The 24,208-nt window shown below is 64.9% G+C and carries 22 protein-coding genes; 14 read left to right on the top strand and 8 right to left on the bottom strand.

Going from position 1 to position 24,208, the window contains the following annotated elements:
* Positions 1-1,095: Ig-like domain-containing protein (locus NJF35_RS20415; protein ID WP_253091420.1), on the bottom strand; the 1,095-nt coding region annotated here is incomplete at its 3' end.
* Between the two features lie 870 nt (positions 1,096-1,965).
* On the opposite strand from NJF35_RS20415, the gene NJF35_RS20410 reads away from it, so the two are divergent.
* The 4 genes from NJF35_RS20410 to NJF35_RS20395 all read left to right on the top strand — a co-directional run bounded on the left by NJF35_RS20410 (position 1,966) and on the right by NJF35_RS20395 (position 4,361).
* A complete protein-coding gene (locus NJF35_RS20410) occupies positions 1,966-2,385 on the top strand; it encodes a polyribonucleotide nucleotidyltransferase (RefSeq protein ID WP_225788670.1) in 420 nt (139 codons plus the stop codon).
* Between the two features lie 19 nt (positions 2,386-2,404).
* Entirely contained in the window at positions 2,405-3,274 is an 870-nt protein-coding gene (locus tag NJF35_RS20405; protein ID WP_225788671.1) for a cation diffusion facilitator family transporter, read from the top strand.
* A 353-nt stretch (positions 3,275-3,627) separates the two neighbouring features.
* Positions 3,628-4,104 carry an Lrp/AsnC family transcriptional regulator gene (locus tag NJF35_RS20400; RefSeq protein WP_194792105.1) on the top strand — a complete coding sequence of 159 codons (477 nt, stop codon included), beginning with the start codon at positions 3,628-3,630 and terminating at the stop codon, positions 4,102-4,104.
* Between the two features lie 53 nt (positions 4,105-4,157).
* A complete protein-coding gene (locus tag NJF35_RS20395; RefSeq protein ID WP_023378567.1) occupies positions 4,158-4,361 on the top strand; it encodes a DUF2788 domain-containing protein in 204 nt (67 codons plus the stop codon).
* 50 nt (positions 4,362-4,411) lie between these two features.
* On the opposite strand, the gene NJF35_RS20390 is transcribed toward NJF35_RS20395, so the two are convergent.
* The 4 genes from NJF35_RS20390 to NJF35_RS20375 form a co-directional block, all read right to left on the bottom strand.
* Complete coding sequence (locus NJF35_RS20390) at positions 4,412-5,041, bottom strand: pseudouridine synthase (RefSeq protein ID WP_225788672.1); 630 nt, start codon at positions 5,039-5,041, stop codon at positions 4,412-4,414.
* 6 nt (positions 5,042-5,047) lie between these two features.
* Complete coding sequence (amn, locus tag NJF35_RS20385) at positions 5,048-6,511, bottom strand: AMP nucleosidase (RefSeq protein WP_225788673.1); 1,464 nt, start codon at positions 6,509-6,511, stop codon at positions 5,048-5,050.
* Positions 6,512-6,634: 123 nt separating this feature from the next.
* The gene (locus NJF35_RS20380; RefSeq protein ID WP_225788674.1) at positions 6,635-8,287 is read right to left on the bottom strand and encodes an acyl-CoA dehydrogenase family protein; all 1,653 of its coding nucleotides are present in this window, start codon (positions 8,285-8,287) and stop codon (positions 6,635-6,637) included.
* Between the two features lie 117 nt (positions 8,288-8,404).
* Positions 8,405-10,396 (bottom strand): hybrid sensor histidine kinase/response regulator, encoded by a 1,992-nt coding sequence (locus tag NJF35_RS20375; RefSeq protein ID WP_225788675.1) that lies wholly within the window; start codon positions 10,394-10,396, stop codon positions 8,405-8,407.
* A 265-nt stretch (positions 10,397-10,661) separates the two neighbouring features.
* Between NJF35_RS20375 and NJF35_RS20370 the strand changes: the two genes are divergently transcribed.
* The 4 genes from NJF35_RS20370 to NJF35_RS20355 all read left to right on the top strand — a co-directional run bounded on the left by NJF35_RS20370 (position 10,662) and on the right by NJF35_RS20355 (position 14,149).
* Positions 10,662-11,459, top strand: coding sequence for a hydroxymethylpyrimidine/phosphomethylpyrimidine kinase (locus NJF35_RS20370; RefSeq protein WP_225788676.1), 798 nt, complete (start codon positions 10,662-10,664; stop codon positions 11,457-11,459).
* Positions 11,460-11,481: 22 nt separating this feature from the next.
* The gene (thiE, locus tag NJF35_RS20365; protein WP_225788677.1) at positions 11,482-12,105 is read left to right on the top strand and encodes a thiamine phosphate synthase; all 624 of its coding nucleotides are present in this window, start codon (positions 11,482-11,484) and stop codon (positions 12,103-12,105) included.
* Between the two features lie 16 nt (positions 12,106-12,121).
* On the top strand, positions 12,122-13,405 hold the full coding sequence (gene hemL, locus NJF35_RS20360) for a glutamate-1-semialdehyde 2,1-aminomutase (protein WP_253091419.1): 1,284 nt from the start codon (positions 12,122-12,124) through the stop codon (positions 13,403-13,405).
* A gap of 195 nt (positions 13,406-13,600) precedes the next feature.
* Positions 13,601-14,149 carry a tetratricopeptide repeat protein gene (locus tag NJF35_RS20355; RefSeq protein ID WP_225788679.1) on the top strand — a complete coding sequence of 183 codons (549 nt, stop codon included), beginning with the start codon at positions 13,601-13,603 and terminating at the stop codon, positions 14,147-14,149.
* Positions 14,150-14,158: 9 nt separating this feature from the next.
* On the opposite strand, the gene NJF35_RS20350 is transcribed toward NJF35_RS20355, so the two are convergent.
* A complete protein-coding gene (locus NJF35_RS20350; protein WP_225788680.1) occupies positions 14,159-14,485 on the bottom strand; it encodes a DUF1820 family protein in 327 nt (108 codons plus the stop codon).
* Between the two features lie 122 nt (positions 14,486-14,607).
* Between NJF35_RS20350 and miaB the strand changes: the two genes are divergently transcribed.
* The 5 genes from miaB to lnt all read left to right on the top strand — a co-directional run bounded on the left by miaB (position 14,608) and on the right by lnt (position 20,027).
* Entirely contained in the window at positions 14,608-15,936 is a 1,329-nt protein-coding gene (miaB, locus tag NJF35_RS20345; RefSeq protein WP_253091418.1) for a tRNA (N6-isopentenyl adenosine(37)-C2)-methylthiotransferase MiaB, read from the top strand.
* Between the two features lie 240 nt (positions 15,937-16,176).
* Positions 16,177-17,175 carry a PhoH family protein gene (locus NJF35_RS20340; RefSeq protein WP_225788682.1) on the top strand — a complete coding sequence of 333 codons (999 nt, stop codon included), beginning with the start codon at positions 16,177-16,179 and terminating at the stop codon, positions 17,173-17,175.
* Positions 17,168-17,656, top strand: coding sequence for an rRNA maturation RNase YbeY (ybeY, locus tag NJF35_RS20335; protein WP_225788683.1), 489 nt, complete (start codon positions 17,168-17,170; stop codon positions 17,654-17,656). Before NJF35_RS20340 ends, ybeY begins: the two co-directional genes overlap by 8 nt.
* A gap of 5 nt (positions 17,657-17,661) precedes the next feature.
* Positions 17,662-18,501, top strand: coding sequence for an HlyC/CorC family transporter (locus NJF35_RS20330; RefSeq protein WP_225788684.1), 840 nt, complete (start codon positions 17,662-17,664; stop codon positions 18,499-18,501).
* 8 nt (positions 18,502-18,509) lie between these two features.
* On the top strand, positions 18,510-20,027 hold the full coding sequence (gene lnt / locus NJF35_RS20325) for an apolipoprotein N-acyltransferase (protein WP_253079877.1): 1,518 nt from the start codon (positions 18,510-18,512) through the stop codon (positions 20,025-20,027).
* A 99-nt stretch (positions 20,028-20,126) separates the two neighbouring features.
* On the opposite strand, the gene NJF35_RS20320 is transcribed toward lnt, so the two are convergent.
* Both NJF35_RS20320 and NJF35_RS20315 read right to left on the bottom strand, forming a co-directional pair.
* Complete coding sequence (locus NJF35_RS20320) at positions 20,127-20,903, bottom strand: YdcF family protein (RefSeq protein ID WP_253079878.1); 777 nt, start codon at positions 20,901-20,903, stop codon at positions 20,127-20,129.
* A 129-nt stretch (positions 20,904-21,032) separates the two neighbouring features.
* Positions 21,033-21,347 carry a hypothetical protein gene (locus tag NJF35_RS20315; protein WP_225788687.1) on the bottom strand — a complete coding sequence of 105 codons (315 nt, stop codon included), beginning with the start codon at positions 21,345-21,347 and terminating at the stop codon, positions 21,033-21,035.
* A gap of 227 nt (positions 21,348-21,574) precedes the next feature.
* Here NJF35_RS20315 and leuS point away from each other — a divergent pair, with 227 nt between their 5' ends.
* The gene (leuS, locus tag NJF35_RS20310) at positions 21,575-24,181 is read left to right on the top strand and encodes a leucine--tRNA ligase (RefSeq protein ID WP_253091417.1); all 2,607 of its coding nucleotides are present in this window, start codon (positions 21,575-21,577) and stop codon (positions 24,179-24,181) included.
* The last annotated feature ends 27 nt before the right edge of the window (positions 24,182-24,208 follow it).

Genomic DNA, 24,208 nt, shown 5'->3' with positions numbered 1-24,208 from the left:
AGCATCAGCATCAGCATCAGCATCAGCATCAGCATCAGCATCAGCATCAGCATCAGCATCAGCATCAGCATCAGCATCAGCATCAGCATCAGCATCAGCATCAGCATCAGCATCAGCGTCAGCGTCCGTGTCATCAATATCTGGTGCAGTTACTTCGACTGGGGCCGAGATATTTCCTGCAGCATCGGTCAACGTCACCGTGAGGGTTTCTTCGTTGACCTGAGGGGAATTCAGCACAACTTCGAAGGTGCCATCGGGACCTACGGTACCGGTACCGATCACCTTGCCATCGGCATCCTTGATGGTGACGGTGGTATTGGGTTCGCCCTTGCCGCTGACGGTGGTGCCATCGGCACTGACGGCTAAATCTGTCGGCGCATTGGGGGCCGTGGTGTCGTCTGCGGTGATCGTGCTGGGAGGGGACACATTGCCAGCAGCGTCAGTGAGGGTGACTTCGACTGTTTCGCCATTGGTTTGCGGGGTATTCAGGTTGACGTGGAAGTTGCCATCCGAGCCCACGATCCCTGTGGCGATGACTTGCCCATTCGCGTCCTTGACCGTCACAGTCAAACCCGGCTTGCCCCTGCCGCTCAGTACCGTTCCGGCACTATTGAAAGCAAGGTCGGTAGGCGCGTCCGGTGTAGTCGAACTGGCATCACCGCCGCCGCCGCTGCCGCTACTGCTTCCGCTACCATTGAGGAAGAACATCGAGGCAAGGCCGCCAACCCCCAGCAGACTCAACCCCCAGGTCACCCAGTCCGGCGTCGCGGCAGCGGTCAGATCATCAAGGGCGCCGATCTCGCTAAAGGTAAAACCGGAGTACGGTGAAGAGTAACTTCCCAGGAGCAGGGTCCCATCGGCCTCTTCCAGTACCAACTGGTTGGCCTCGCCACTGGCCACAAAGAAATTCTGGACCGTGACCGTGCCACCGGACTTGAGCGTGATGACCAGGTTCGTGCCCGACTGTTGCATCGACTGGATGCTACTCGGGCTAATGGGCACTTTTACAATACTGGTTCCGTTCAGGGCGACGTTACCGAACGCATGTTCGGTCGCCGCCCCCGTCGCCTTGTCGACAATTACAATATTATTCATCGCACACCTGTCTTTGCTTCAGCTAGTCAATCCCATAACAAAGCAACCCGAACGCGTGCGCAGCCGCTTAAAAGGCGACTGGGCATTCGAATGAGCGAAAGTTATATAAAAAGATTCAGTCCAGAGGCTGGACCTAGCCCACACCCGAGCGCTCACTGGGCACGTGATATTTCACGCGCCCAGTGAGCGTTGAGTTTGAATTGCATAAGGGAATTGCAACGACATGCTGCATGGGGGTGAGACAATAGAACCTGCGTTCGCAGAGGGACCTGATCACCTTAGAGACTCCCTGTCTGTTACCCGTCATCGGGGTTCGCGCCCTTTCTCCAAGCGTCCCGAGCACACTTGTAAAAGGTGCAAGAGGTCAGCGTAAACCCGTCGCGATCGGACTTCTCAAGCACACTAAATAACGGGTCGCTTGCGGGGATACTAGCAATCAAAAAACCGGTGTCAAAGAAAAAGTTCAACTTGTCAATACCCGCACAAAAACAATGTAAAACCCAGTTAAACATTGATGAGCAGACAATTAGAACCTGCGATTACTGGGTGACAATTTCATTATCATAAAATAATATCCAGGTAGACCTACCCGCACACTTGCCCCCCAGTACATGCCAACGCCATTCGTGTGTCGTTACTAAAAAAGATTTCTCAGCTGGGCTGATGTTTCCGCTCTTTGCAGGTGCACAGCCTCGCCGTGTCCGAGAGCCGCCAAGGGCAGGCAGAACGGCATCGATTGGTAATGAAATCATGATGGCCCTGGAACCATCGCCCGCGTATAACGGCGAACCGGGCCTGCCCTGCCATGGTCTTAGTAGCAGGCGCAGGCGTTTTGGCCTGCCCCTTCGTGGTTACTTTTCGGAGATTCAAATGCGCATCCATTCCCGCGTCATCGGTGGCGCACTCATCGCCACCTTGCTGATCCAGCTGACGGCCTGCGGCACCTTGTTCTACCCAGACCGTCGCGGTCAGATCGAAGGCAAGATCGACCCTGTTGTCGCCGCCATGGACGCCATCGGTATTCTTTTCTATGTCATTCCCGGCCTGATCGCCTTCGGCATCGACTTCGCCACGGGCGCCATCTACTACCCAGGGGGCCACACCGCCCAAGTCGACCCTGCCAAGCTCAAGCCCGCCATCGACGCCGACGGCCGGGTCGACAACACCAGGCTGCAGGCTATTCTCGAAAGCGAACTGGGCCAGCGCCTGCCGCTGAACGACCCGCGGCTGATCCAGCACCGCGGCAGCGTCGAGCAACTGGCCGCCTACGGCCTGGTACCGGCCGCCTGACAAGGACGACACCCGCGGCATGACCCAACCCGCCGAACATCGACACCTGCTGCGCCTGGCCACCCGTGCTTCGCTCGCGGTGGCCGGCATCCTGGTGCTGAGCAAGGCAGTGGCCTGGTGGCTGAGCGGCTCGGTCAGCCTGCTGGCGGGCCTGACCGACTCGGCGCTGGACGCCGTGGCCTCCTTCCTCAACCTGCTCGCCGTACACTATGCCTTGCGCCCGGCGGACGACGACCACCGCTTCGGCCATGGCAAGGCCGAGGCCCTGGCCGGCATGGCGCAGGCGCTGTTCGTCGGGGTCAGCGCGGTGCTGGTCGGGGTGCAGGCGGTCGAGCGCCTGCAGTCGCCGCAGCCGTTGGGCGACACAGCCACCGGCATCGGCGTGATGTTACTCTCGCTGGTCCTGACCCTGGCCCTGCTGGCCTTCCAGCGCAAGGTCATCCGCGCCACCGGTTCCACAGCGGTGCGCGCCGACTCGCTGCACTACCGCTCCGACCTGCTGCTCAACGGCAGCATCCTGCTGGCCCTGCTGCTGGCTCGCTTCGGCTGGCCGCAGCTGGATGCCGTGTTCGGCCTGGGGATTGCCTTCTACATCCTCTGGAGCGCCACCCAGATCGCCCGCGAGAGCACAGCGATCCTGATGGACAAGGAGCTGCCGGCCGACATCGGCGAGCGCATGCTCGAGCTGGCATGCGCCATCCCCGGGGTCAGGGGCGCCCACGACTTGCGCACGCGGGTGTCGGGTAGCCACTGGTTCGTCCAATTGCACCTGGAGCTGCCTGGCGAGTTGCCGCTGCATGAGGCCCATGAGCTGTGCGAGCAGGCGTCGCAAGCGATCCGCCAGCGTTATCCGAGGGCGGATGTGTTGGTGCATGCCGATCCAGTTTGATGCAATCGTGCAGCCTATGACGCCAAGCTCGCGCCCATGAAAAAAGGGAGGCCATTGGCCTCCCTCTGGGAATTGTCGTCCGTGCTCGGCACTTGTGGCGCCGGCTCACCTCACGCCGTCTTCTGGACGGTGCGTAGCCCGGGGGCCTGGCGGGTCCTGTTGGATGGCCTGGCCGCGACGGCCCTCCTGGGGCCTGTCGCCGTGGACTGAAGTCCGGGCAGTGATTCTGTGGATAAAGATACGGGAAGCACCGCAGCAGAGGATTGCGAATATTGCTCTGATAAATAGCACTTGCGCAATTTTTCACCCTGGATCGATAATCCTCAGCAATCCGAACAGAAAAGGTCCCCTCCATGAGCAAGCTCGACCGCTATGACCTGAGCATCCTCGCCGAATTGCAGCGCGATGCGCGTATCTCCAACCAGGAACTGGCCGAACGCATCGGCCTGTCCCCCTCCCCTTGCTCGCGGCGGGTCAAGCAACTGGAAGACGACGGCTACATCTCGCGCCAGGTGGCGCTGCTGGATCGCAAGAAACTCGGCCTGAGCCTCACGGCCTACGTGCTGATCGGCATGGACCGACACACTCCCGAGCGCTTCGAGGCTTTCGAGGCGGCCATCCGCAGCCTGCCCCAGGTTCTGGAGTGCAGCCTGGTCACCGGTATGGATGCCGACTACCAGCTCAAGGTGGTGGTGCCGGACATGGACCACTACCAGAAACTGCTGCTAGGCAGCCTGACCCGCATCGAGGGCGTCACCAGCGTGCGCTCGAGCTTCGTCCTCAACCAAGTCCTGGCCAGCACCGAGCTGCCCCTGACCCACCTGCGTTGACCGCCCCGGCGCCCGGTGTATGATCGGGCGCTCAGCCTGCCTGGAGAACACCGATGGATCCTGCAGTATTCGAAGAATGGATGATGATCGTCCTCGTCACCGTGTTGATCGGCTTCATGGGCTTCATCGTCTGGGACCTGGCGAAGAAGTCCAAGGCGGGCCGTTTCGGCACCCTGATCCTGTTCTTCGTCCTGGGCCTGGGCGTGCTCGCCTTCATCATCAAGAGCGTGGTGGTGGGGTTCCTGGAAGGGGTCTAGCGGCTTTGCGCCGATGCACATCAAGCGGTGCTTTGGGGCTTACCTCCGTCTCAAACCTTCGGCGAGACTTCGCGCCAGCAGCCCTGCTCCAGCCCCTCGATCGTCCAGTCGCCAATCCGCACCCGCACCAGGCGCAAGGTGGGCAACCCTACCGCCGCCGTCATGCGCCGCACCTGGCGGTTACGCCCCTCACGGATCACCAGTTCCAGCCAATGGGTCGGCACGCTCTTGCGAAACCGCACCGGCGGGTTGCGCGGCCACAAGTCAGGCTCGTCCAGGCGACGCGCCTCGGCTGGCAGGGTCGGCCCGTCATTGAGTTCGACACCGTCACGCAGGCGCTGTAGCTGCTCTTCGCTAGGCTCGCCTTCCACCTGTACCCAGTAGGTTTTCGCCAGTTTGTGCTTCGGGTCGGCGATGCGCGCCTGCAGGCGGCCGTCATTGGTCAGCAGCAACAGGCCTTCGCTGTCGCGATCCAGGCGCCCGGCCGGGTAGACACCCGGGATATCGATGTAGTCCTTGAGCGTGGCGCGCCCTTCGCCGTCGCTGAACTGGGTCAGCACGTCGAACGGCTTGTTGAACAGGATCAGGCGGGGCTCGGCCGGTGGCGCCTTGGGTTGGCGCCTTGGACCGGCAGGCCGCACCGGGGGGCGGCGTGGCTTGGAACGGGGTGGCAGGGACATGGATCCTCAGCGGAACGGCGGCTCGTCGAAGCTGCGCAGTTTACGCGAGTGCAGCGAATTGAGCTCGGTACGCAGCAGGTCGAGGGCGGCGATGCCAATCTTCAGGTGCTGGCTGACGGCGCGGTTGTAGAAGGCATTGGCCGAACCGGGCAGCTTGATCTCGCTGTGCAACGGCTTGTCCGAGACGCACAGCAAGGTGCCATACGGCACACGCAGGCGATAACCCTGGGCAGCGATGGTGCCGCTTTCCATGTCCACCGCCACGGCACGGGACAGGTTGATCAGCGGCCGCTCCTGGGCCCAGCGCAGTTCCCAGTTGCGGTCGTCGTAGGTCAGCACGGTGCCGGTGCGCAGGCGCTTCTTCAATTGCTCGCCGCGTTCGCCGGTGACCTGCGCCGCCGCCTCCTGCAGCGCCAGCTGCACTTCGGCCAGCGCCGGGATGGGGATGTTCGGCGGCACCACCCGGTCGAGGATGCCATCACGGCGCATGTAGGCGTGGGCCAGCACGTAGTCGCCGATGGTCTGCGACTGGCGCAGGCCGCCGCAGTGGCCGATCATCAGCCAGCAGTGCGGGCGCAGCACGGCCAAGTGGTCGGTGATGTTCTTGGCGTTGGACGGGCCGACCCCGATGTTGACCAGGGTAACCCCATCGCCGTCCGCGGCGATCAGGTGGTAGGCCGGCATCTGGTAGCGGTGCCAGACCACGCTGGCCACCAGGGCCTGGGTCTCGCCATCGTCCATGCCCTTCTCGATCACCACGTTGCCCGGCAGCACCATGCGCACGAAGCGCGGATCGTCGCGCAGTTGCTCCAGGCCATGGCCGATGAACTGGTCGACGTAGCGGTGGTAGTTGGTCAGCAGGATCCAGGGCTGCACATGGCGCCAGTCGCTGCCGGTGTAGTGCACCAGGCGACGCAGGGAGAAGTCTACGCGGGCGGCGTCGAACAGCGCCAGCGGCAGGGTTTCGGCGCTGCCCCAGTCGTACAGGCCATCGGCGATGTTGTCGGTGGCCGCCGACAGGTCGGTGCTGGGGAAGACCCGCGCCAGCTCCGCGGCGGTGATGCCGCTGCCGGCCAGCTCGTCGCCCTGGTCGACCACGTAGGGGTAAGGGATGTTCTGCTCGCTGACACCGACTTCGAGGGTCACGGTGTAGTCGTGCATCAGCGGCCGCAGTTGCTCCAGCAGATAGCCACGGAAGGCCGCCGGCTGGGTGATGGTGACGCTGTAGGTGCCGGCCACCTGGACCTTGGCATAGGCCCGGGTGGTGGCGGCGACCTCGCCCTGGCTGTAGTAGGTCAGGCGCAGGGCCGGGTAGCGAAACAGCGCGCGCTGGTCGTCGTCCGGCTCGGTGCGGTCCTTCAGGTAGCGCTTGAGGGCCTGGCTGAGGGCCCCGGTAGCCTGTTCATGCAAGGCCGCCAGACGGTCGACGGCCTGTTCAGGGGTATCAACGACTACAAACGCTTGGCTCACGCTGGGCTTCCTGTCTTCTGGGCATGCATGGCTCCATCTTGCCTGCGTTCGAAGGCAAATACATCCCCATGGAGCGGCGTTGCCCTCTTCGCGGGGGAGCTAGCCTGCCCGCGACGGGGCGTCTCAGAGCGGCCAGGCAGGCGTCGCCCGGGCCACCAGCGCCTCGACGTCGACACCTCGCGGCAGCGCGCCATAGACCCTGCCGCCCCCCGCCAGACGGCTACCGATGAAGGCATCGCTGACCACCGCGTTGCCCGCCTCCAGCAACAGCTTGGCCTGCAGGGCCAGGGCAATGTCCTCGGTCAGCTGGCGGGCGCGGTATTGGATATCACCGGTGTCGGCGAAGGCGCCCTTGAGGTTGCCGATATGCGCCGCCAGGCGCGGGTCGCCATGGCCGTCGCCAAGCTCGGCGAACAAGGCGTCGAGCACGCCAGGCTCCTTGGACAAGGCGCGCAGCACGTCCAGGCATTGCACGTTGCCCGAGCCTTCCCAGGTGGAGTTCACCGGCGCCTCGCGATACAACCGCGGCAGGATGCTCTCCTCGACGTAACCGGCACCGCCCAGGCATTCGGCGGCCTCGTTGATCATCCCCGGGGCACGCTTGCAGATCCAGTACTTGCCCACGGCCGTCACCAGGCGGGCGAAGTGCGCCTGCTGCGGATCGTCCAGCTGGTCCAGGGCCTGGCCCATGCGCAGGCTCAAGGCCAGCGCCGCCTCGCTTTCCAGGGCCAGGTCGGCGATCACGTTCTGCATCAGCGGCTGCTCGGCCAGCACACGGCCGCCGACCTTGCGGTGGGCGCAATGGTGCGCGGCCTGGGTCAGGGCCTGGCGCATCAGGGCGCTGGAGCCGACCATGCAGTCGAAGCGGGTCATGGCCACCATCTCGATGATGGTCGGCACGCCCCGCCCTTCCTCGCCGACCATCCAGGCCAAGGCACCGCGGAACTCCACCTCGCTGGACGCATTGGAGCAGTTGCCGAGCTTGTTCTTCAGGCGCTGGATGTAGAACTGGTTGCGGCTGTCGTCGGGGCGATGGCGTGGCAGCAGGAAGCAGCTCAGGCCCTTGTCGGTCTGGGCCAGGGTGAGGAAGGCGTCGCACATCGGCGCCGAGCAGAACCACTTGTGACCGACCAGTTCATAGGCCTGGCCGGGCCCTGGGGTGCCGACCGGATAGGCGCGGGTGGTGTTGGCACGCACATCGGTGCCGCCTTGCTTCTCGGTCATGGCCATGCCGAGGGTCACGCCGGCCTTGTGTCGGTCGCCGACATTGCGCGGGTCGTATTCGCGGGCCAGCACCTTGGGCAGCCAGTACTCGGCCAGCTCCGGTTGCAGCCGCAGGGCCGGCACCGCAGCGAAGGTCATGGTCAGCGGGCAGCCGGTGCCGGCCTCGGCCTGGCTGTGCAGGTAGGTCATCGAAGCCCGTGCCACGTGGGCGCCTGGTCGCGGCTCGGCCCAGGGCAACGACGGCAGGCCGTGCTCGACCGCCGTGCGCATCAGTTCATGGTAGGCCGGGTGGAACTCCACCAGGTCGATACGGTGGCCATAGCGGTCATGGCTGCTGAACTCAGGCTTGTGCGCATTGGCCAGGAAGCCCGCCGCCATCAAGGGGCCGCCGGCCAGGGCACCGTAAGCGTCGATCCGCGACTCGGCCCAGCCGGCCCCGAAGCGCCGTGACCACTCCTGCAGCGGCTGGTCGAGGCGGTACAGGTTGGCGCCATCGAGGGCAGGCGGCTGGTTGGTGACTTCGTGGGTTTCAGCGAACTGGTGCAGGTTCATCGTGGGCTCCTGGATCCGGTCATGCCTGGAAACCCCAGTGAAGCATCCCTGCCCGGCCAGTCAAAGTGACATAAATGACTAACTGGGGGTCATTTGCCGGCCGAGGGCGATAGGACGCTAGAAACGCTTCATCCCCGACGCAGCCCGGCTGGGCGGCAACTGTACCTGGGCCACGGCAAGGGTCAGGGTCAGGTCGAAACGGCTGCCCAGGCCGGGGGTCGACTCATGGGACAGCCGGGCGCCGATCAGTTCCCCCAGTTGCCGGCAGATCGACAGCCCGATGCCCAGCCCCCCGTAACGGCGGCTCATGGAACCATCGACCTGGAAGAAACGCTGGTAGAGGGTCGCCTGGTCCAGGTCGTCGAAGCCGATGCCGCTGTCACTGACGGTGAAGGTCAGGGCCAGGCTGTCCGGCCCCAGGCGCCGACCACGGACCTGGACCGTGACACCGCCCTGGTGGGTGAACTTCAGGCCGTTGTCCACCAGGCAGGCCAGGCAGCGCAGCAGCTTCTGCGCATCCCCGATCAGTTCGTCCGGCAGGTCGGCCGGAATATCCAGGCTCAGGTACAGCCCTTTGCCCAGGGCCCGCCCGGCGAAGCCCGCACGCAGCTCCTGAAGCTGCCGGCGCAGGCTGAACGGCGCCGCCTGGGCACGCAGGCGGCCAGCCTGCAGCTCGGTGAGGATGAGGATGTCGTCGACCATGGCCATCATGTCCTGGGCCGAACCGCTGGCCGTACGATGGTACTGAGCCTGCTCGGCACTCATCGGCAGGGTGTGCATCAGCTCCAGCGAGCCGATCACGCCATTCATCGGCGTGCGCAGCTCGTGGGTCACGGTGGCGAGGAATTCGTCCTTGAGCTGGTTGCTGCGGGCCAGCTGCTGGTTGAGCTGCTCCAGGGCACGGCCGGTGTCACGCAGGGTCTGGGCCTGCTCCTCGCGCAGGCTGTTGATACGGTCGGCCAGGGCCAGCGACAACAGCGCCACCTCCAGCGCGGAGCCGATCTGGCTGGCATACATGGTCAGGAACACATTCGGCAGGTAGCCGAGCACCATCAGGGTGTTGACCAGGCCGCCCAGCAGGAACGCGGTCCAGGCGATGATGAACCAGCGCGCCACCCGCAGACCACGCCACCATGCGTAGAGCCCGGCACTGAAGATGCTGATGGTGAACAGCAGGGCCAGCACCGTGGCCATGCGCAGGGCGATGCCGTAGCGCATGCTCACCGCCAGCAGCATGACCAGCGCGCCACCGGCCATCAGCCCCTGCAGCAGGCGATCGAAGCCGCGGCTGAGCGTGCCCATCTGCAGGAAATGCCGGGCGAACTGGCAGCCGAACAGGCCAGCGGCACCGATGAACAGCGGCGTCGCGGCATTGGCCCACCAGGGGCTGTCCGGCCAGAAGTAGGCGACGCCGGCACCATTGACCGAGACCTGGTAAAGCCCGAACGAGGCGATGTAGAGGATGTAGTAGAGGTAACTGACATCGCGCACGCTGACATAGATGAACAGGTTGTACACCAGCATCACCAGCAGCACGCCGTAGATCATGCCCAGCACGTACAGGCGGGCGGGCTGGTCCTCCAGGTAGGCCTCGGCCGACCAGAGTGCCACTGGAGCCTGGATCGATCCCTGGCTTTGCAGGCGCAGGTAGGCGGTGGTCGCCTGGCCTGGGGGCAAGGGCAGCTCGAACAGGTAGTTGTTCTGGCGGATCTGCCGGCTGGCGTAGGGCAAGGCGTCGCCGGTGCGCTGCGCCAAGTGGTAGCCACCTTGGCCGTCCGGCAGGTACAGCTCCACGTGATCCAGCGGCGGATAGGCCAGCTCGAGCAGCCACTGGCGCGGCGCGGCAGTGGGCGGCGCGACGTTGCGCAGGTCGATCTTCAACCAGAACACCGAGGTCGAATACCCGGCGTTGAGCACCTCCTCATGGTGCAGGCGGAAGCGGCTGGCGAAGGCTGGCGAGCTGACCTGGGCGATGCTGGCGCTGGCGTCGCGGTCTTCGTAGACCTGCATGGCCTTGCCCAATGGAAGGTGCCGGGTGGCATTGTCGAAATCGACCGCCCCGGCGAACACAGGCAAGCAGCCCAGAAGCACAATCAGCAAATAGCGCATACAGCCCCAGCATGGCGTGTCCGGTCGCGTCGCGGTGGCCTCCCATCCCTTTGAGACGACGAGTTCCGACAAAGCCCGTTCATCGAGTTATCCGAGCACTCTAGCATAGCTTTTCGACATGGCCAGCAGCCATCTGAAAATTTAGAAGAAGCCGTCTAAATCAATGCTTACAGAGGCACACAAAGACGAAAGCGGACCGATCGATCAGCCGACCCCACTCGCCAGGCAATCCGCCCAAACAGGTTTGGTGGTAAGCTCGCCGACCATGAATACCTACAGCTCCCGCCCCGTTGTCCTCTGTCTCTCCGGCCACGACCCCAGTGGCGGTGCCGGCCTGCAGGCAGATATCGAAGCCCTGATCGCCCAAGGCTGTCACGCCGCACCCGCGGTGACCGCCCTGACCGTCCAGGATACCGTCAATGTTTCCGACTTCCGCGTGCTCGACCGCGAGTGGGTGCTGGCCCAGGCCAATGCCGTGCTGGCCGACTCCAACGTGGCAGCGGTCAAGCTCGGCATGCTCGGCTCGACCGAGATGGTCGATACCGTCGCCGAGCTGCTGGCTGCCCACCCGCACCTGCCGTTGGTCTGCGATCCGGTCCTGCGTGCCGGCGGCGGTGGCCGCCTGGGCAAGGACGAGGTCGGCTATGCCCTGCGTGAACGTCTGCTGCCGCTGGCCACCATCGCCACACCGAACCTGCCGGAGGCGCGCATCCTCGCCGAGCTGCCCGAAGGCACGGCCGACGAATGTGCGGAGAAACTTCTGCCGTTCTGCAGGCATCTGTTGATTACCGGCGGTCACGGCGAAGAAGAGGAAATCCACAATCGCCTCTATACCCGTGACGGCCGGCGCGACACCTGGACCTGCCAGCGCCTGCCGGGCAGCTACCACGGCTCGGGCTGCACCCTGGCCAGCGCCCTGGCCGGCCGCCTGGCGCTCGGCGAGCAGTTGCAAAGCGCCGTGCGCAGCGCCCTGGACTACACCTGGCGCACCCTGCGCGACGCCGAGCAGCTGGGCAAGGGCCAGTTCGTGCCGCGCCGGCTGCCCCTGGACTTCTGCTCCTGATCCCTGCATGCGAGGCTTTCAGATGAAGTTACGCGGTTTGTACGCGATCACCGACAGCCAGTTACTCGCCGGTCGCTTCCTGTCCCATGTCGAGGCCGCCCTGGAAGGCGGCGTATGCCTGTTGCAGTACCGCGACAAGAGCGACGATGCGGCGCGCCGCCTGCGCGAGGCTGAGGCGCTGCTGAAGCTCTGCGAGCGCTACGGCACCGCCCTGATCATCAATGACGACGCCGAACTGGCCGCACGCCTGGGCGTCGGCGTGCACCTGGGCCAGACCGACGGCCCGCTGACCCCAGCCCGTGCGCTGCTCGGACACCACGCGATCATCGGCTCCACCTGCCACGCCCAGCTCGAGCTGGCCGAGCAGGCCGCCGCCGAGGGCGCCAGCTACGTGGCCTTCGGCCGCTTCTTCAATTCCGTGACCAAGCCCGGCGCACCGGCCGCCAGCCTCGACCTGCTGGGCCAGGCCCGCGCCCGCGTTAAGCTGCCGATCGCCGTGATCGGCGGCATCACCCTCGACAATGCCGCCCCGCTGGTCGCCCAAGGTGCCGACCTGCTGGCGGTGATCCATGGCCTGTTCGGTGCCGACAGCGCGCAGGAAGTCACCCGCCGCGCCCGCGCCTTCAACGCCCTGTTCGCTTCCTGATTCGAGAGAAAACCCCATGTCCCGTTCCGAATCCCTGTTCGCCCAAGCCCAGAAGCACATCCCAGGCGGCGTGAACTCGCCGGTCCGCGCCTTCCGCAGCGTCGGCGGCACGCCGTTGTTCTTCAAGCACGCCGAGGGTGCCTACGTCATCGACGAAGACGACAAGCGCTACGTCGACTACGTCGGCTCCTGGGGCCCGATGATCCTCGGCCACAGCCACCCGGACGTGCTGGACTCGGTGCGCAAGCAACTGGAGCACGGCCTGTCGTACGGCGCACCGACCGCCATGGAAACCGAGATGGCCGACCTGGTCTGCTCGATCGTGCCGTCCATGGAGATGGTGCGCATGGTCAGCTCCGGCACCGAGGCGACCATGAGCGCCATCCGCCTGGCTCGCGGCTACACCGGCCGCGACGCGATCATCAAGTTCGAAGGCTGCTACCACGGCCACTCCGACAGCCTGCTGGTCAAGGCCGGCTCTGGCCTGCTGACCCAGGGCGTACCGAGCTCGGCCGGCGTGCCGGCTGACTTCGCCAAGCACACCCTGACCCTGCCGTTCAACGACATCACCGCGGTCGAGAAGACCCTCGCCGAGGTCGGCCAGACCGTCGCCTGCATCATCGTCGAGCCGGTGGCTGGCAACATGAACTGCGTACCACCGGCCCCAGGCTTCCTCGAAGGCCTGCGCGAGCAGTGCGACAAGCACGGCGTGGTGCTGATCTTCGACGAAGTGATGACTGGCTTTCGCGTATCCCTCTGCGGTGCCCAGGGCCATTACGGCATCAAGCCAGACCTGTCGACCTTCGGCAAGATCGTCGGTGGCGGCATGCCGGTCGGCTGCTTCGGTGGCAAGCGCGAAATCATGGAATGCATCGCCCCGCTCGGCCCGGTCTACCAGGCCGGCACGCTGTCGGGCAACCCGCTGGCCATGGCCGCTGGCCTGACCACCCTCAAGCTGATCAGCCGCCCGGGCTTCCACGATGAGCTGAGCGCCTTCACTAGCCGCATGCTCGACGGCCTGCAGCAACGTGCCGATGCTGCCGGTATCCCGTTCGTCACCACCCAGGCCGGCGCCATGTTCGGCCTGTACTTCAGCGGCGCCGACGACATCGTCACCTTCGACGATGTGATGGCCAGCGACGTGGAACGCTTCAAGCGCTTCTTCCACCTGATGCTCGACGGTGGCGTGTACCTGGCCCCGAGCGCGTTCGAGGCCGGCTTCACCTCCATCGCCCACGGCGAGGCCGAGCTGAAGATCACCCTGGACGCCGCCGAGCGCGCCTTCGCTGCCTTGAAATAAGGTGTATGAGCATCTGTAGGAGCGGATTGCCCGCTCCTACAGACAATGTGAACACCGTCACACTGTCGAGGTTTGCGCCACAGCGACGCACCCTGTGTAGAAAATCGAGTAAAACTTTGTAAGGTTGGCGCTGCTTATCCCATAATGTGCCACCAGAGACATTGGCCGCAGCTTTGCAGAGGTAAGTCGATCCCCATGAACCGCACCGGCCGCGCCCTGACCCTGGGCTGCCTGCTGCTTCTCCAACCCCTGCTGGCCCTGGCGGAGGGCGGCAACTCGTTGCTCATTCCAGCAACGGGGCGCTGCACCCTCAATACCCAGCCAGAGGACCTGGAGAACGCCCTGAAGGCCTGCGAGCAGACGGCGGAGACGGGGGATGCCCAGGCGCAATACGAACTGGGCGAGTTCTACTACAGCACCCAGGCGCCCCGGGACCTGAACAAGGCGCTCAACTGGTTCGAGAAAGCCTCGCTGCAAGGCCATGCCCAGGCCCAGTACCGCCTGGGCGCCATGTTCTTCCGTGGCGAAGGGGTCCCCGCCAACAATGTCCAGGCCTATATCCTGCTGAAGATGGCGGCGGTCAATGGCGACGAGGAGGCCCTGGACCTGGCCGACGAAGTCACCGAGCAGATGCCCCGCGACGAACTGGAGCACGCCACCCAGGTACTCGGCCAGATCTTCCGTCGCTACCTGCTCGAACTGCAGAACGCCGAAGGCCGCACGCCCTTCTCCCCCCTGCCCTGAGGGGCCGCCTCACTTCTCCGGCATCGGCATGGGGAACGGCATCACGTTGCCGCCGCCCTTGGCCTCGCTGATTTTCGCCGTACCCAGACGCTCCACCTCGTCGATGCGCACGATCGAATGCATCGGCACGAAGCTGCGGATCACGCCCTCGAACTGGGCCTTGAGCTTTTCCTCGCTGGGGTCGACCACCACTTGGGTGCGTTCGCCGAAGACGAACTCCTCGATCTCGAGAAAACCCCACAGGTCGCTCTGGTAGATCTGCTTGGCGTACATCTCGAACACCTGGCCCTGATTCAGGAAGATCACTTTGTAGATAGCAGGTTCGCGTTTGCTCATGATCGACGGATTGACATGGTTGGATAAAAAGGGCCGCATCATAGCAGACCGCCGACCCTAGGAAGTGCAGGGATCCACCTTTATAATGCGCGGTCCACAGCACCAGCAGCAGATGATTCGCCATGACCCGGAAGCTCTACATAGAAACCCACGGTTGCCAGATGAACGAGTACGACAGCTCGCGCATGGTCGACCTGCTGGGCGAACACCAGGCCCTTGAGGTCACCGAGCACGCCGAGGATGCCGATGTCATCCTGCTCAACACCTGCTCGATCCGCGAGCGCGCCCAGGACCGGGTGTATTCCAAGCTGGGCCGCTGGCGCGAGCTGAAGGACCGCAACCCGGAGATGGTCATCGCCGTCGGCGGTTGCGTGGCCAGCCAGGAGGGCGAGGCGATCCGCAAGCGCGCGCCCTATGTCGACGTGGTCTTCGGCCCGCAGACCCTGCACCGCTTGCCGGAAATGATCGACGCCGCGCGCAGCACCCGCCAGCCGCAGGTCGACGTGTCGTTCCCGGAGATCGAGAAGTTCGACCACCTGCCCGAGCCGCGCATCGACGGCCCGACCGCCTTCGTCTCGGTCATGGAAGGCTGCAGCAAGTACTGCACCTTCTGCGTGGTGCCCTACACCCGTGGCACCGAGGTCAGCCGGCCGTTCGACGACGTACTGGCCGAAGTCATCCACCTGGCCGAGAACGGCGTGCGCGAGATCACCCTGCTGGGACAGAACGTCAACGGCTACCGCGGCCAGACCCACGACGGCCGCCTGGCCGACCTCGCCGAGCTGATCCGCACGGTGGCGGCGGTCGATGGCATCGAGCGGATCCGCTACACCACCTCGCACCCGCTGGAATTCTCCGACAGCCTGATCCAGGCGCACGCCGAAGTGCCGCAGTTGGTCAAGCACCTGCACCTGCCGGTGCAGGCCGGCTCCGATCGGGTGCTGGCAGCCATGAAGCGCAACCACACGATCCTCGAGTACAAGTCCAAGCTGCGCAAGCTCAAGGCCGCGGTACCGGACATCTGCATCAGCTCCGACTTCATCGTCGGCTTCCCCGGCGAGACCGAAAAGGACTTCGAGCAGACCATGAAGCTGGTCGCCGAGGTCGGTTTCGACTTCTCCTACTCCTTCGTCTACAGCCCGCGCCCAGGCACACCGGCCGCCGACCTGCCGGACGACACGCCGGAAGAGCTGAAGAAGCAGCGCCTGCAGTTGCTGCAGCACCGCATCGACCAGCAGGGCTTCGAGATCAGCCGGCGCATGGTGGGCAGTGTCCAGCGCATCCTGGTCACTGACTTCTCCAAGCGCGACCCGGGGCAGTTGCAGGGGCGCACCGAGAACAACCGAATCGTCAACTTCCGCAGCGATAATCCCCTGCTGATCGGCCAACTGGTGGACGTGCGCATCGAGGAAGCCCGCCCGCACTCGCTGATCGGGGCGCTGATTCATTGATTCGCGCCTGGGGGGTTGCTTTGCAGCCCATCGCCGACAAGCCGGCTCCCACAGGGTTCTGCGCCGATCTCGAGAGCGGCTCGGTCTCAATGGTAAGCCGGCTTGCTGGCGATGGGCCACGAAGCGCCCCCGGGCCATGCCCCCAGCAACGACCCTTGATCGTTTCAGTGCTTTCGCCACTGGCATTCAAGGGTTATTCTTGAGTTCACATCCATTGCCGTCGAGCGGCTAAAAACGACCTTGAACGCACCCATACAACCCCATCGCTTCATCCTCGAACCCTTCGAGGCCCACCGTTTCGCCAACCTGTGCGGCCAGTTCGACGAGCACCTGCGCCTGATCGAACAACGCCTGGCCATCGAGATCCGCAACCGCGGCAACCAATTCGAACTGATCGGCGACCCCAAGACCACCTCTGCCGCGGAACAACTGCTGCGCCGTCTCTACCGCGAGACCAAGGGCAGCGAGCTGTCGCCGGAAACGGTCCACCTGTACCTGCAGGAATCGACCGTGGAAAACATCGACAACCCGGCCGTCAACGAAGTCAGCGTGTCGCTGCGCACGCGCAAGGGCAACATCCGCCCGCGCGGCGTCAACCAGCAACGCTACGTCAAGGAAATCCTGGCCAACGACATCAACTTCGGCATCGGCCCGGCCGGTACCGGCAAGACCTACCTGGCCGTGGCTTGCGCCGTCGATGCCCTGGAGCGCGAACAGGTACGGCGTATCCTGCTGGTGCGCCCGGCGGTCGAGGCCGGCGAGAAGCTGGGCTTCCTGCCCGGCGACCTGGCCCAGAAGATCGACCCGTACCTGCGTCCGCTCTACGACGCGCTCTACGAGATGCTCGGCTTCGAGCACGTGGCCAAGCTGATCGAGCGCCAGGTGATCGAGATCGCCCCGCTGGCCTACATGCGCGGCCGCACCCTGAACAACAGCTTCATCATCCTCGACGAGAGCCAGAACACCACGCTCGAGCAGATGAAGATGTTCCTCACCCGCATCGGCTTCGGCTCGACCGCGGTGATCACCGGCGACATCACCCAGGTCGACCTGCCGCGCGGCACCAAGTCGGGCCTGGCCCATGTGATCGAGGTGCTCAAGGACGTACCGGGCATCAGCTTCACCCACTTCCAGCCCAAGGACGTGGTCCGTCACCCGCTGGTGCAACGCATCGTCGAGGCCTACGACCGCTTCGACGCCCGCCAGGCCAAGCCCGAGGCACCCGCCAGCGATGCTTGAACTCGACCTGCAACGGGCCACGGACGCCGCTGCCCCCGATGACGCCGCTTTCCGTCGCTGGTGCGAGCTGGCGCTGCGCCAGCGCAGCGCCGACTCGGAAATGACCATCCGCCTGGTCGACGAGGCCGAGGGCCGCGAGCTGAACCACACCTACCGGCACAAGGACTACGCGACCAACGTGCTGTCGTTCCCCGCCGACGTCCCCGACGAGCTGCTCGACATTCCCCTGCTGGGTGACCTGGTCATCTGCGTACCGGTGGTCGAACGCGAGGCTGCCGAACAGGGCAAGGCCCTCGAGGCGCACTGGGCGCACCTGGTCATCCACGGTTGCCTGCACCTGCTCGGCTACGACCACATCGAGGACGACGAGGCCGAGGAAATGGAAGCGCTGGAACGAACATTGCTGGCGGAACTGGGTCACCCGGACCCGTACGCCGATGACGAAGTCACTCCTACCGATATCTGCAAGGATCACGAGTAACCGCCATGAGCGAAGACCGATCGAGCAACGGGCAGAAGTCCTGGCTGGGTAAACTGACCCAGGCTTTTGCCCATGAGCCGAAGAACCGCCAGGAGCTCCTCGAGCTGCTGCGCGAAGCCCATCAGAACAAGCTGCTCGACAGCGAGGCGCTGACCATCGTCGAAGGCGCCATCCAGGTCGCCGACCTGCAGGTGCGCGACATCATGGTGCCGCGCTCGCAAATGATCAGCATCAAGGCCAGCCAATCGCCACGCGAATTCCTGCCGGCGGTGATCGACGCCGCGCACTCGCGCTACCCGGTGATCGGCGAGAGCCACGACGATGTGCTCGGGATCCTCCTGGCCAAGGACCTGTTGCCGCTGATCCTCAAGGAGAACGGCGACAGCTTCAACATCAAGGACCTGCTCCGCCCGGCCACCTTCGTGCCCGAGTCCAAGCGCCTGAACGTGCTGCTGCGCGAGTTTCGCGCCAACCACAACCACATGGCCGTGGTCATCGACGAATACGGCGGCGTGGCGGGCCTGGTGACCATCGAGGACGTGCTGGAGCAGATCGTCGGCGACATCGAGGACGAGCACGACGTCGAGGAAGACAGCTACATCAAGCCACTGCCCAGCGGTGATTTCCTGGTCAAGGCCCTGACCCCGATCGAGAACTTCAACGAGTTCTTCGACAGCGAGTTCTCCGACGACGAGTTCGACACGGTCGGCGGCCTGGTGATGAGCGCCTTCGGCCACCTGCCCAAGCGCAACGAGACCACCGAGATCGGTTCGTACAAGTTCCGTATTCTCAACGCCGACAGCCGGCGGATACACTTGCTGCGTTTGACTCCGATCACCCGTTAAGGAACACCATGCGCTGGATCACCCGCCCCGGCTGGCCCGGTAACCTGCTGGCCATGGCGGCCGGCGCTTCCACCCTGCTGGCCCTGTCGCCGTTCGATATCTGGCCGCTGGCCCTGCTGTCCATCGTCCTGTTCTACGCCGGCCTGCGCGAGCTCAGCCCACGCCAGGCCATGTGGCGCGGCTGGTGCTTCGGCTTCGGCCTCTACGGCGCCGGCACCTGGTGGATCTACGTCAGCATGAACACCTACGGGGGCGCCTCGCCATCGCTGGCGACGCTGCTGCTGCTGGCGTTCTTCGCGGCCCTGGCCTGGTTCTTCGCGCTGCCTGCCTGGCTGTGGGCACGCTGGCTGAGGCGTAACGAAGCGCCCCTGGCCGATGCCCTGTGCTTCGCTGCCCTGTGGCTGTTGCAGGAGGCGTTCCGCGGCTGGTTCCTCACCGGTTTCCCCTGGCTCTACGCCGGCTACAGCCAGCTCGACGGCCCGCTGGCGGGCCTGGCGCCGCTCGGCGGTGTCTGGCTGATTTCCTTCGTCCTGGCGCTGAGCGCCGCACTGCTGTGCAACCTGCATCGCCTGCGGGCCCGCCCTTCGTTCCTGGCGGTGGGCGGCGTGCTGCTGGTCGCCCCATGGATCCTCGGCCTGGCACTCAAGGGCCACGCCTGGACCAAGCCTGCGGGCGAGCCGCTGACGGTCGCCGCCGTGCAGGGCAACGTCGAGCAGGACCTGAAGTGGGACCCGGCGCACATCAATGCGCAACTGGCCCTGTACCGCGACATGAGCTTCAGCTCCAAGCCGGTCGACCTGCTGGTCTGGCCAGAAACCGCGGTGCCGGTGCTCAAGGATCAGGCCCAGGGCTATATCGGCATGATGGGTGGCTTCGCCGCCAAGCGACATTCGGCGCTGATCACCGGCGTGCCGGTGCGTGAAGTGGTGGACCAGCAACGTCGCTACTACAACGGCATCACCGTGGCCGGAGAAGGCGACGGCACCTACCTCAAGCAGAAGCTGGTGCCGTTCGGCGAATACGTGCCCCTGCAGGACATGCTGCGTGGGCTGATCGAGTTCTTCGACCTGCCCATGTCGGACTTCGCCCGTGGCCCTGCGAACCAGTCGCTGTTGCATGCCAAGGGCTACCAGATCGCACCCTACATCTGCTACGAGGTGGTCTATCCCGAGTTCGCGGCAAGCCTGGCGGCCCGCAGCGACCTGCTGCTGACCATCAGCAACGACACCTGGTTCGGCAAGTCGATCGGCCCCCTGCAGCACCTGCAGATGGCCCAGATGCGTGCCTTGGAGGCCGGCCGCTGGATGATCCGCGCCACCAACAACGGCGTCACCGCACTGATCGACCCGTTCGGCAGGATCACCGCGCAGGTCCCGCAGTTCCAGCAGGCGATCCTGTACGGCGAGGTGGTGCCGATGCAGCAGCTCACCCCGTACCTGCAATGGCGCTCCTGGCCGCTGGCGATCGTCTGTGCCCTGCTGCTGGGCTGGGCATTGCTGGCCAGCCGTATCGCCAAGACCGTGTAGCAAAACCATCGCCGGCTTGCCGGCGATGGGCTGCAAGGCCGCCCCAATGCCGCTTAATCGCACGGCATGGGAAAAGCCCCACTCCCCCAGGGGCCTCCGTCAGCTCCGACCGTCTCGATAAAAGAGCCGATACCCGATCAACCCCGCCACTTCATTGAGCAACTGCCCGCTCTGCCACAGCGCCCGGCTCTCCGGCAGCCATCCGCCGAACGGCTGCCCAGTATCCCTGCCCAGGAACCCCATCGGCGCCGGCACCACCTCGAAGCCGGCTTGCTCGAAGCACCAGCGCGCTCGCTGCATGTGCCAGGCATGGGTGACCACCACGACCCGCCGGACGCCCTTGGGCAGCAGGAGCTCGGCGCTGAGCTGGGCGTTCTCCCAGGTGGTGCGGCTGGCCTCCTCCTTCCACCTCACCTGCACCGCGAAATCCTCGCGCAGGCGATCAGTCATCAACTGCGCCTCGCTCGGCGGCGTGCCGTAGTGCAACCCGCCGCTGATCAGCACCGACAGGCCCGAGGCCTTGGTCAAGGCCGCGGCATAGCGCATGCGTTCCAGGGCCAGCGCCGATGGCTGGTCCTCGCCGCCCCAGGCAGGGTCCCCGCGTTCGCGCCCGGCACCGAGCACCACGATGGCATCGGCCCTGTCCGCCAGCGTCGCCCAGTCGGCCTGCGCCAGGGGCGGTTCGGTTTCCAGCTGCCGCGCGAGCTGCTCCACCACCAGCGGCAGGCTCATCAGCCACAGGCCGCCCAGCCCGACCACGAAACCGACCGCGGCCAGGCCCGGATAGCGCTTGCGCAGCCACCAGGCGAGCAGCAGCGACAGAAACAGCAGGCCAGGCGGCAGCAGCCATTGTTTGATGAAAAAGCGAATCGGCATCGGGCACACCTCCTTGGAAGGCGTGCAGCCTAAGAGGATCGACGCCGGGCAACAAGTGCGCGCCGGCGCCGACAAGACAGAGATTGATAGAACCGGCGCACGATGGCCTGCGCCTGGAATCCTGAACGGCTAGCGATGTCGCAGCGTCCGGGATCTCGCCGTGGTGGCGGGGCGTTTCTTGTCCTTGAGCCAGACGATCTTCGCCGAGGAAGGCTCCGGTTGCTGGTAGGCACCGGCGCTGGCGAAACGGCTCTCCGGGAGGGTGTCCAGGTAGGCCTTGATCACTTCGAACTCGGCGTGGCTCAGGCCACGCAATTCCAGTTCGGCTGGCATCTCGTCGCGCAATCGTACCGACGTCCTGGCAACTTCCAGCGCCAGGCCCAGACGGTCGATCAGGCGTTCGTAAAGCTCCGGTTTGATTGCGGGTAGCTGCGACTCTCCCATCCGTTCACCTCATTGAAGATAAGAATATCTCCCCCCACAGATGAGCTTAGCGTCGCTGCGAAAAGCAGCCGAGCGCTGCGACCAGTGGACATTCGCAATCAGGGTTTCCCAGGACGCGCGGCGCTCATGTATGCTACGGCGTTCACTCTATCGACACCGGAGTGCCGGACGCAGCGAGGTTCCGCTGCCTGGAAACAAGGTCTCTTCTCTCTCAGCACAAAGTAGCCATGCACGAACAATACACGCCCCGTGATATAGAAGCCGCCGCCCAGACGTTCTGGGACGAGCAACAATCGTTCGCTGTCACCGAACAGCCAGGCAAGGATACCTACTACTGCCTGTCGATGTTCCCGTACCCGAGCGGCAAGCTACACATGGGCCACGTGCGCAACTACACCATCGGCGACGTGATCGCCCGCTACCAGCGCATGCTGGGCAAGAACGTCCTGCAGCCGATGGGCTGGGACGCCTTCGGCATGCCGGCGGAAAACGCCGCGATGAAGAACAACGTCGCCCCGGCCAAGTGGACCTACGAGAACATCGACTACATGAAGTCCCAGCTCAAGAGCCTGGGCCTGGCGATCGACTGGTCGCGCGAAGTCACCACCTGCAAGCCGGATTACTACCGCTGGGAGCAATGGCTGTTCACCCGGCTGTTCGAGAAAGGCGTCATCTACCGCAAGAACGGTACCGTCAACTGGGACCCGGTCGACCAGACCGTACTGGCCAACGAGCAGGTCATCGACGGCCGTGGCTGGCGTTCGGGCGCGCTGATCGAGAAGCGCGAGATCCCGATGTACTACTTCCGCATCACCGACTACGCCGACGAGCTGCTGGAAAGCCTCGACGAGCTGCCGGGCTGGCCGGAGCAGGTCAAGACCATGCAGCGCAACTGGATCGGCAAGTCGCGTGGCATGGAAGTGCAGTTCCCCTATGACCAGGCGAGCATCGGCCACGCCGGCGCCCTCAAGGTCTTCACCACCCGTCCGGACACCCTGATGGGCGCGACCTACGTCGCCGTAGCCGCCGAGCACCCCCTGGCCACCCAGGCCGCCCAGGGCGATGCGGCGCTGCAGGCGTTCATCGACGAATGCAAGAGCGGCAGCGTCGCCGAGGCCGACATGGCCACCCAGGAGAAGAAGGGCATGCCCACTTCCCTGTTCGTCGAGCACCCGCTGACCGGCGAAAAACTGCCGGTGTGGGTCGCCAACTACGTGCTGATGCACTACGGTGACGGCGCCGTGATGGCCGTGCCGGCCCACGACGAGCGCGACTTCGAATTCGCCCACAAGTACCACCTGCCGATCAAGGCCGTGGTGCGTACCAGCGCCGGCGACGAGGTCGGTAGCCAATGGCAGGCCGCCTATGCCGAACATGGCCAGTTGATCAACTCCGGCGAGTTCGATGGCCTGGACTTCCAGGGCGCCTTCGACGCCATCGAGGCTGCACTGATCCGCAAGGCGCTGGGCCAGTCGCGTACCCAGTTCCGCCTGCGCGACTGGGGCATCAGCCGCCAGCGCTACTGGGGCTGCCCGATCCCGATCATCCACTGCCCGTCCTGTGGCGACGTACCGGTGCCGGAAGACCAGTTGCCGGTGGTGCTGCCCGAAGACGTGGTGCCGGACGGCGCCGGCTCGCCGCTGGCGCGCATGCCCGAGTTCTACGCATGCAGTTGCCCGAAATGTGGCGCCGCGGCCAAGCGTGAAACCGACACCATGGACACCTTCGTCGAGTCGTCCTGGTACTTTGCCCGCTACGCCTCGCCGAACTACGAGGGCGGCATGGTCGATCCGAAGGCCGCCAACCACTGGCTGCCGGTGGACCAGTACATCGGCGGCATCGAGCACGCCATCCTGCACCTGCTGTACGCGCGCTTCTTCCACAAGCTGATGCGCGACGAAGGCCTGGTCACCTCCAACGAACCGTTCAAGAACCTGCTGACCCAGGGCATGGTGGTCGCCGAGACCTACTACCGCACCGCCAGCAACGGCGGCAAGGACTGGTTCAACCCGGCCGATGTCGAGGTCGAGCGCGACGCCAAGGCCAAGGTCACCGGCGCCCGCCTGAAGACCGACGGCCTGCCGGTGGAGATCGGCGGCACCGAGAAGATGTCCAAGTCGAAGAACAACGGCGTCGACCCGCAAGCGATGATCGACGCCTATGGCGCCGACACCTGCCGCCTGTTCATGATGTTCGCCTCGCCGCCCGACATGAGCCTGGAATGGTCCGACTCCGGTGTCGAGGGCGCCAGCCGCTTCCTGCGTCGTGTCTGGCGCCTGGCCCAGGCCCATGTGGCCCAGGGCCTGCCGGGCACGCTGGATGTCGCCGCGCTGGACGACGCCCAGAAGACGATCCGCCGTGCCATCCACACCGCGATCAAGCAGGCCAGCACCGACGTGGGCCAGTTCCACAAGTTCAACACCGCCATCGCCCAGGTGATGACCGTGATGAACGTGCTGGAGAAGGCCCCGCAGGCCACCGCTCAGGACCGTGCGCTGCTGCAGGAAGGCCTGGAGGCCGTGACCCTGCTGCTGGCCCCGATCACCCCGCACATCAGCCATGCGCTGTGGCAGCACCTGGGTCACGACCAGGCGGTGATCGACGCGCCATGGCCGGCCGTCGACGAAAGCGCCCTGGTGCAGGACAGCATCACCCTGGTGGTGCAGGTCAATGGCAAGCTGCGTGGCCAGGTGGAAATGCCCGCCTCGGCCAGCCGCGAGGAGATCGAGGCGGCCGCTCGCAACAACGAGAACGTCCTGCGTTTCACCGATGGCCTGACCATCCGCAAGGTCATCGTGGTACCGGGCAAACTGGTCAACATCGTCGCCAATTGATGGCAACGCCCGCCCACGCGTGCCGTG

This window comes from Pseudomonas guariconensis (genome assembly GCF_024127895.1).
Lineage (GTDB): Bacteria > Pseudomonadota > Gammaproteobacteria > Pseudomonadales > Pseudomonadaceae > Aquipseudomonas > Aquipseudomonas guariconensis_B.
This window is presented reverse-complemented; position numbering and strand designations above follow the sequence as displayed.

Coding starts and splice junctions, on each gene's coding strand:
- NJF35_RS20410 (WP_225788670.1), top strand. CDS start 1,966: ATGCGCATCCATTCCCGCGTCATCGGTGGCGCACTCATCGCCACCTTG.
- NJF35_RS20405 (WP_225788671.1), top strand. CDS start 2,405: ATGACCCAACCCGCCGAACATCGACACCTGCTGCGCCTGGCCACCCGT.
- NJF35_RS20400 (WP_194792105.1), top strand. CDS start 3,628: ATGAGCAAGCTCGACCGCTATGACCTGAGCATCCTCGCCGAATTGCAG.
- NJF35_RS20395 (WP_023378567.1), top strand. CDS start 4,158: ATGGATCCTGCAGTATTCGAAGAATGGATGATGATCGTCCTCGTCACC.
- NJF35_RS20390 (WP_225788672.1), bottom strand. CDS start 5,041: ATGTCCCTGCCACCCCGTTCCAAGCCACGCCGCCCCCCGGTGCGGCCT.
- NJF35_RS20380 (WP_225788674.1), bottom strand. CDS start 8,287: ATGAACCTGCACCAGTTCGCTGAAACCCACGAAGTCACCAACCAGCCG.
- NJF35_RS20375 (WP_225788675.1), bottom strand. CDS start 10,396: ATGCGCTATTTGCTGATTGTGCTTCTGGGCTGCTTGCCTGTGTTCGCC.
- NJF35_RS20370 (WP_225788676.1), top strand. CDS start 10,662: ATGAATACCTACAGCTCCCGCCCCGTTGTCCTCTGTCTCTCCGGCCAC.
- thiE (WP_225788677.1), top strand. CDS start 11,482: ATGAAGTTACGCGGTTTGTACGCGATCACCGACAGCCAGTTACTCGCC.
- hemL (WP_253091419.1), top strand. CDS start 12,122: ATGTCCCGTTCCGAATCCCTGTTCGCCCAAGCCCAGAAGCACATCCCA.
- NJF35_RS20355 (WP_225788679.1), top strand. CDS start 13,601: ATGAACCGCACCGGCCGCGCCCTGACCCTGGGCTGCCTGCTGCTTCTC.
- NJF35_RS20350 (WP_225788680.1), bottom strand. CDS start 14,485: ATGAGCAAACGCGAACCTGCTATCTACAAAGTGATCTTCCTGAATCAG.
- miaB (WP_253091418.1), top strand. CDS start 14,608: ATGACCCGGAAGCTCTACATAGAAACCCACGGTTGCCAGATGAACGAG.
- ybeY (WP_225788683.1), top strand. CDS start 17,168: ATGCTTGAACTCGACCTGCAACGGGCCACGGACGCCGCTGCCCCCGAT.
- NJF35_RS20330 (WP_225788684.1), top strand. CDS start 17,662: ATGAGCGAAGACCGATCGAGCAACGGGCAGAAGTCCTGGCTGGGTAAA.
- lnt (WP_253079877.1), top strand. CDS start 18,510: ATGCGCTGGATCACCCGCCCCGGCTGGCCCGGTAACCTGCTGGCCATG.
- NJF35_RS20320 (WP_253079878.1), bottom strand. CDS start 20,903: ATGCCGATTCGCTTTTTCATCAAACAATGGCTGCTGCCGCCTGGCCTG.
- NJF35_RS20315 (WP_225788687.1), bottom strand. CDS start 21,347: ATGGGAGAGTCGCAGCTACCCGCAATCAAACCGGAGCTTTACGAACGC.
- leuS (WP_253091417.1), top strand. CDS start 21,575: ATGCACGAACAATACACGCCCCGTGATATAGAAGCCGCCGCCCAGACG.